Source organism: Mycobacterium sp. (assembly GCF_049281135.1).
GTDB lineage: Bacteria > Actinomycetota > Actinomycetes > Mycobacteriales > Mycobacteriaceae > Mycobacterium.
Window position 1 is genome coordinate 1 of record NZ_JBAPRN010000335.1, and the last position, 6110, is coordinate 6110.

The window sequence follows — 6110 nt, forward strand, 5'->3', positions numbered from 1 at the left end:
AAATCCTACTGAACAAGCCGGTTTGGAGATATCTGCGTGAGCACCCGCATGCGCGTTCTGGTGTGGGGCCCCGGTGGCCTCGGCAACATCTGTATTCGTGAGGTTATCCGTTTGCCCGAATTCGAACTGGTGGGCGTGCTGGCGTACTCACCCGACAAGGACGGCGTCGACGCGGGATTGCTGGCTGGAGTGGACGAGATAGGAGTTTGTGCCACAACAGATCTCGATGCCGCAGCCGCAATCGAGGCCGACGTGGTTGTCCATCTCGCCCGGGACTTCGGGCGCTATGACGCGGTAGCGGGCATCGAGACGTTTCTGCGCGCCGGCCGGAACGTCATCTCGGTGCACCCGTTTCACCATCCAGATGCCATGCGCTACACGTCGGCCCCGGATGACACGCTCACTCGGATTGAATCCGCCTGCACTGCAGGAGATTCGACATTCCATGCCACCGGCATCCACCCCGAGTTCATCGCCAATCGACTCGCCCCGACGCTGACAGGCATCTGCACCGACGTACGCAATGTCATGATCTTCGAAAACTGGGACATGAGCCAGTTCAATACCGCCACACTGAAAGTGATCGGGTTCGGCAAGTCACCCGAGCATATGGCATCCAATCCGGCCGTGGCGCAGATGACCGACAACTACTGTCTGCACAACCTGTATGGCCTTGCGGCGGCCCTAGGTGTGCATCTCGACCGCGCCGAATCCATCCACGAGTACGCACCCGCCCCCACCGAGCTGAGCTTTCCCACCCTGACCATCGCTGCCGGCACGGTGGGCCGGCTGACGCACACATGGCATGGGTACCGTCTCGGCGAGGCCTCAGCGATAGTCACCGCCGAGGTCAACTGGATGCTTGGCCGTGACGAAATGGTGCCACCGGGTTTCGACCCGAGCCATTACTACGGTGTCCGCGTCGACGGAACACCCTCACTGAGCGTAGGACTCACCATCACGCGGCCTCCGTCTCGAGAGGCCACATCACAGAATGCCGAGGATCCCGGATCTGAGCCGGGTTACTTCGGCGCGGTCGCAACATGTCTGCAAGCGGCGCCGCGAGTGATAGCGGCCGCAGCCGGCTGGCTAGGACCAGTGCAACCGCCGCTGCACTGGAGCCCCGATCTTCGGACTCTGGCAACCCGCTGATGACCCCGTCGTTATCCATCACCCCCGACCCACTCCCCTGGGACCACGTCGCCGACTACGGGCGCCGGCCGCCCCCTTGGCGTCGGCTGCTCGTCGAACGGCTACTGCGCCTCACTGCCGAAAGAGCCCCCACCGCACCAGCGCTCATCGCGGCCGATCACATGACCACGTGGCGCGAGCTTGACGAACTGGCCGACCGCGCGGCCGATGGACTGGTCCGCATCGGCGCCAATCCCGGCGACATTGTCGCATTGTTAGCAGGCAACACCCCGGCGACGCTGGCCATGATGTTCGGGATGTCACGGGCGGGGGTCACCGTACTGCCGATCAACCCGATGAACTCGGCCTCCGAAATCGCCTTCCAACTCGCCGATGCGGGAGCCAAGCTTCTGCTGTCCCCAGAGACGACCCCCGTCGAGTCCGTCATCGACGCCGGCCGACCGAACCCGCCGCAGGCCGACATCGACGAGAGTGCCCCGTTCTGGGTGCGCTTCACATCGGGCACCACAGGTAAGCCGCGGTGCTATTCAGTCAGCCACCGCGCCATCTCACTACTCGCCCAACAGCTGGCGATGGAGTTGAACCTTCGCTCAGACGATCGCATGCTCGTCAACGCACCGCTGGCCCACGCCGCATTCGCCTTCGCCGCCGCCATGGTGGTCGTCGGCGGAAGCATGCGCGTGAGCGCCTTCGATGCCGAGTCACTCTGGAACGAATGCGACGAGCACGGCATCACCCAACTATTGATGGTGCCGACAATGCTCGCCATGGCCCTCGACAGCGAAGGATCGGCGGCGACCGTCCGCAAAATCACCCTCCTCGGCTCCGAGCTACCCGGCGCACTTCGCCGCCGAGCCACCCAAAGATTCCCGGCAATCGATTTCACCGTGATGTACGGCGCTTCCGAGTTGGGAATGGTGACAGCCCTGCACGGCTACGAATTCGCAGGTCACGAAGGATCGGTGGGTCTGGCTCGCTTCGGCTACAGCATCCGCATACTCGACGACGACGGCAACGACCTGCCACGCGGCGAAATCGGGACCATCTACGTGCAAGGTCCCAGCATGGGCAACGGATTCATCGGCTCGGTGCCCGCGCCACCCAATGTCGTGCGCAACGGGTGGGTGACACCAGGCGACATGGGCCACCTCGATGAAAACGGTTTCCTGTACCTCGCCGACCGAAGATCAGACCTGATCATCAGCGGCGGCCTGAACGTCTACCCGGCTGAAGTCGAAAATGCGCTGCTGGATGTGCAGGGAGTCCGCGAAGTGGCCGTCGTCGGCCTGCCCGACGACAAATGGGGTCAACGGGTGACTGCGGTGATCGTCGGTGATGTATCGGTCGACATCCTCGAATCCCACTGCCGCACAGTACTTGCGCGGTACAAGATCCCGCGCCGCTTCGAATTCGTCCACACACTGCCAAAGAGTCCCACTGGAAAACTTCTACGCCGCAGCCTGCGCGAGAACCTGTCCCGACAAGTACAGCCGAGCCACCGGAGGGACCAATGACTGAACTCGTTCTGCTCGAAGGCCGGGGATCCATTCGCCACCTGGTTCTGAATCGCCCCCATGCGCGCAACGCCTTCAATTGGGAACTGTTGCACGCCCTGGCCGAGCGTCTGCGAATGGTCGGCGACGACCCCGCGGTCCGCTGTGTCGTAATACGCGGGGCCGGTCCGGTGTTCTCCGCCGGGATCGATCTATCGATACTGCCGCAACTGGCCAGCGCCCCACACACATTGTTGCCTTTCCGACGCGCGTGGACAGCGATCGGCGCGCTGATCGAGCAGATGCCCAAACCCGTCATTGCTCAAATACACGGCGCTGTGCTCGGCGGCGCATTTGAGCTGATCCTGGCATGTGACATGCGTGTCGTCACCGACACCACGACGATGCGTTTTATGGAGACGCTCAACGGAGTGGTTCCAGATGCCGGAGGATGCGCCCGATTACCGGGCATCGTCGGCGTGGGACGCGCCAAAGAACTCATTCTCGCGTCTCGCCCGATCACCGGCGAGCGAGCCGCGCAGATCGGGCTGGCCAACCATGCGGTCCCCTCGGCCGACCTCGACTCGACAGTGCAGGCTCTCGTCGACGATCTGCTCGCGTGCAAACCGGTCGCAGTTGCCATGGCCAAACGAGTCATTGACCAAGCTGCCCGACCCAATCTCGCCGCTGCACTCGATCAGGAACTGATGGCCCAGGAGGTATGTTTCGCGACCGAAGACTTCAGGCGACTTGCCGATCAGCTGACCGAGAGCCAATCCTGATCAGTTTCGTTGTTATTGAACGGATTACCAATGCTCCCGATACCGACGCTGGCGTCACTCACACGATGAAGCAGATCAAGAATGTATGACGGTTGGGTCATCATCGATCAGATCAAGCAGCACATCTGGTTGATGCTCTTATTCGGAGCATTGTCTATGGGTTCAGCGACGTTGTGGTACGTCGAATCCTTTCGGGTGTCGGAGAAATCAAAGCTGATGTCGATGCCCTTCCTCGCCGTCTTCGGCTGGCTCGGTCACGACTGGTCCTACGCGATGAACTTCAACCAATGGTTTCACCACTGGAACTATTGGCTCTTCAAACTGTTCTGGGTCGGCACGCACCCCGATGCGCTGACCGAGCAGTGGGCCGAAGTCGAGAAGCTGCTCGCCTCGGGCCGGCTGCCTCCTCCCGAGCCTGCGGTCTACCCGCGGGAAGAAGCCGCCGCCGCGATCGCCTCGCTGGAGAATCGCACCGCGAAAGGAAAAGTCGTCCTGCGCGTGCGAGATTGAACACTCACCGAGCCGCGGCCAGGTCGGACAGATGCTTGAGCGAATTCTCCAGGTGCGTGGGGTCGAACGGCGGGAATGGAATGTGCTCACGCATTTCGGGCGGTACCGCCGACCAGTCGTAGGTGAGCGTGACTTGAGATTCAGCGGATCCCGCGTCGTCTATGTCGTAACGCCAAATCCAGCCGCCGAATGACAGCGTCCCGTCTCCTGCGGCGTCCTGGCCCGGCTGCCAGGCAATCGCGTGGGGACGGTCGAACACGACCACCTTGTTGGCCATCTCGTAGTTCTTGGCGGGGTGGTTGTCGTGATACATCGCGATCCGGAAGATCTGGCCGTCACCCGTCAACGTCTTGCCGTCGAGGGAGTCTCTCACCCAACCGGTCCCGTCGATGGCGGCATGAGTCGTGGGGTCTGCCAGTACGCCGAATACCGCGTCGGCCGTTGCGGGGATGGTGATCGTGGCGGTGATGGTGTCGTTGGTCATGTCCTACAGACTGCGCCTAGTCCGAGAAGTCATCGCGAATACCGCAAACTACCCTTGTGTCGGGCCAGAAGGAAAAGTAATGTCACTTTCAGTTTCAGCCGTCCCGGATGCCGTCGCAACCCTGGAGCCGTACATGGAATCCTTCATTCACCTGCGAAAAGGCAAGACACCGCGTCGCCTACACGCTGACCTCGAGGGTCAGAAAGACGACGAACTCGGCCGCGGCGGGTTCACCGGCCGGACCGCGAACCTGTACCGCCGCCACGACCCCACCGCCTACCGGACAGAGGGTCCGTTGCGTCCCATTGACGTGCTGTCCAGCGAGCTCAAGCCCAGCGACGCGACCGACGCCAACGGTGGGCCGCTGTTGATGTTCACCAACCCGGACTGCCGGATCTCGTTGTCCCGACGCCACGAGCCGATGCCGTATTTCGTCCGCCACGTCGACGGCGATCTGCTGTGCTTCGTGCACCACGGGACCGGCCTGCTGGAGACGGAGTTCGGGCCGCTGCGTTACCGCCACGGCGACTGGGTGTATCTGCCGAAGGCATGCACCTGGCGTCACGTCCCAGAGGCCGAGACGACGTTGCTGATGATCGAGGCCAGCGACGAGTTCCGGGTTCCGCCACCGGGTTCGCTGGGCCGGCACTTCCCATTCGACCCCTCACAGGCGGTCATCCCCGAACCCGAGCCGATCGACGACGACGGCCGCGACGAGTACCAGGTGCGGCTGATCCATGAGAGCGGTCCGACAACGCTGTTCTATCAACATAATCCGCTCGACGTGGAAGGCTGGCGCGGCGACAACTTCGCCTTCACGTTCAACGTCGACGACTACAACGTGGTGACCTCCGACAGCGTCCACCTGCCCCCGACTGTGCACCTGTTCATGCAGGCCACCGGGGTCTACGTGATGAACTTCCTGCCCAAGCCCGCCGAAGGCGTCCCGGGTACCGAGCGCACACCGTGGTATCACCGCAACGTCGACTACGACGAGATCGCCTTCTTCCATGGCGGTTCGCTCTACGGCATTCCCATGCCGCCAGGCCTGATTTCCCATGCCCCACAAGGAGTTCACCACGGCGCGCCAGAGAAAGCGCGCGAGCGTGCCCGCCGCAAATTCGACGAGCATTCCCGCGTCGACTGGCAGGTGATCGCAGTCGACACCCGCAGGCGGCTGACGCCGTCGGCCGAAGTACTCGCCCACGACCTAGGACAACATTGATGACAAGAGCCGCTGCGCCCGTGAGGCACGACTACGACCGGATCCCCTATCTCGTTGCCTTCCAGAACAATTCCGGGGTTCGCGATGTATACGGCGGCCTCGCCGAGATCGTCGTGCTGGAAAGCTATCTGCTCAAGCCCAAAGACAACCCGTCGGACACCGTGCTGATGTTCATGCACCCGATCGGCGGTGGCGCCTACCTGCCGATGATCAACGCGCTGGCGCGGGCCGGTCATCACGTCATCTACTGCAACAGCCGATTCCGTGGCACCGACTCCGCGCTGCTGATGGAGAAGGTCGTCGAGGATCTCGGCGAGTGCATCAAGGACGCGAAGAACCGACTGGGCTACGACAAGGTGGTGCTGGCCGGCTGGAGTGGCGGCGGCTCGCTGTCGGTGTTCTACCAGCAGCAGGCCCAGCATCCGACGGTGACGTCCAGCCCGTCCGGCGACGGACCCGACCTG

At 62.7% G+C, this 6110-nt stretch carries 7 protein-coding genes; 6 read left to right on the plus strand and 1 reads right to left on the minus strand.

Going from position 1 to position 6110, the window contains the following annotated elements; genetic code table 11:
• Positions 1-36 precede the first annotated feature (36 nt).
• From WAN02_RS13630 to WAN02_RS13645, 4 genes are all read left to right on the plus strand, one after another.
• Positions 37-1152 carry a hypothetical protein gene (locus WAN02_RS13630; RefSeq protein ID WP_422264725.1) on the plus strand — a complete coding sequence of 372 codons (1116 nt, stop codon included), beginning with the start codon at positions 37-39 and terminating at the stop codon, positions 1150-1152.
• Positions 1152-2666 carry a class I adenylate-forming enzyme family protein gene (locus WAN02_RS13635; protein ID WP_422264726.1) on the plus strand — a complete coding sequence of 505 codons (1515 nt, stop codon included), beginning with the start codon at positions 1152-1154 and terminating at the stop codon, positions 2664-2666. The genes WAN02_RS13630 and WAN02_RS13635 overlap by 1 nt, the downstream gene beginning before the upstream one ends.
• On the plus strand, positions 2663-3427 hold the full coding sequence (locus tag WAN02_RS13640; protein WP_422264727.1) for an enoyl-CoA hydratase/isomerase family protein: 765 nt from the start codon (positions 2663-2665) through the stop codon (positions 3425-3427). The genes WAN02_RS13635 and WAN02_RS13640 overlap by 4 nt, the downstream gene beginning before the upstream one ends.
• A gap of 222 nt (positions 3428-3649) precedes the next feature.
• Positions 3650-3937: a zinc-binding dehydrogenase gene (locus WAN02_RS13645; protein ID WP_422264729.1), complete on the plus strand. Its 288-nt coding sequence runs from the start codon at positions 3650-3652 to the stop codon at positions 3935-3937.
• Positions 3938-3941: 4 nt separating this feature from the next.
• On the opposite strand, the gene WAN02_RS13650 is transcribed toward WAN02_RS13645, so the two are convergent.
• On the minus strand, positions 3942-4421 hold the full coding sequence (locus tag WAN02_RS13650) for an SRPBCC family protein (protein ID WP_422264728.1): 480 nt from the start codon (positions 4419-4421) through the stop codon (positions 3942-3944).
• Positions 4422-4554: 133 nt separating this feature from the next.
• On the opposite strand from WAN02_RS13650, the gene WAN02_RS13655 reads away from it, so the two are divergent.
• Positions 4555-5646, plus strand: coding sequence for a homogentisate 1,2-dioxygenase (locus WAN02_RS13655; RefSeq protein ID WP_422264730.1), 1092 nt, complete (start codon positions 4555-4557; stop codon positions 5644-5646).
• Positions 5647-5666: 20 nt separating this feature from the next.
• The coding region (locus tag WAN02_RS13660; protein ID WP_422264731.1) for an alpha/beta hydrolase family protein at positions 5667-6110 on the plus strand (444 nt) is incomplete at its 3' end.

What these genes read in the sequence shown, in the direction of transcription:
- WAN02_RS13635 (WP_422264726.1), top strand. Translation starts at nt 1,152, where the DNA reads ATGACCCCGTCGTTATCCATCACCCCCGACCCACTCCCCTGGGACCAC.
- WAN02_RS13645 (WP_422264729.1), top strand. Translation starts at nt 3,650, where the DNA reads ATGCCCTTCCTCGCCGTCTTCGGCTGGCTCGGTCACGACTGGTCCTAC.
- WAN02_RS13650 (WP_422264728.1), bottom strand. Translation starts at nt 4,421, where the DNA reads ATGACCAACGACACCATCACCGCCACGATCACCATCCCCGCAACGGCC.
- WAN02_RS13640 (WP_422264727.1), top strand. Translation starts at nt 2,663, where the DNA reads ATGACTGAACTCGTTCTGCTCGAAGGCCGGGGATCCATTCGCCACCTG.
- WAN02_RS13655 (WP_422264730.1), top strand. Translation starts at nt 4,555, where the DNA reads ATGGAATCCTTCATTCACCTGCGAAAAGGCAAGACACCGCGTCGCCTA.